Raw genomic sequence first — 676 nt, forward strand, 5'->3', positions numbered from 1 at the left:
AAAATCACCAGATACCTGTCATCCTTAATCAGAAAATTGCACAGAAACTCATTGAGAATGTAACCATGACTGCCATCGCTCAAACCCTAGCTGTATCAACCTCAACGGTTATCCGAAAGCTAAAGGAGTTCCAATTTAAGACAGACCTGAACCACCTACCTGAAAAGATGTCTTGGGACGAGTACAGCTTCAAGAAGGGGAAAATGAGCTTTATCGCGCAAGATTTCGACTCGCTAAAAGTGATCGCTATTCTGGATGGGCGGACACAGGCAACTATTCGCAATCATTTCCTACGCTACCCTAGTGCTGTCAGAAACCGTGTCAGAGTCATTACAATGGACATGTTTAGTCCATATTATAAACTAGCTAAACAACCCTCGCTCTCTCATTTTCAAGCTCAGGCTGAAACAGTCTCTCCCCAGACTGTTTCACTCCCTAACGCTAAAATTGTCCTTGATCGCTTTCACATCGTACAACACATGAGTCGCGCTATGAATCGTTTGCGCATACAAGTCATGAATCAGTTTGACAGAAAGTCTCATGAATACAAGGCATTCAAACGCTACTGGAAGTTGATTCAACAGGATAGCCGTAAACTCAGCGATAAACGCTTCTATCGCCCGACTTTTCGCATGCACTTGACGAATCAAGAAATCCTCACTAAGCTGCTCAGCTA

Annotated in this window: 1 protein-coding gene; it reads left to right on the plus strand. The window is 43.6% G+C overall.

Annotation, left to right across the window (positions count from 1 at the left end; all coding sequences use genetic code 11):
* Nucleotides 1-676 (plus strand): transposase (locus EII32_RS11440; RefSeq protein ID WP_148096840.1); only part of this gene is annotated, 676 nt, incomplete at both ends.

It is taken from the genome of Prevotella sp. OH937_COT-195, from assembly GCF_003932845.1.
Classification (GTDB): domain Bacteria; phylum Bacteroidota; class Bacteroidia; order Bacteroidales; family Bacteroidaceae; genus Prevotella.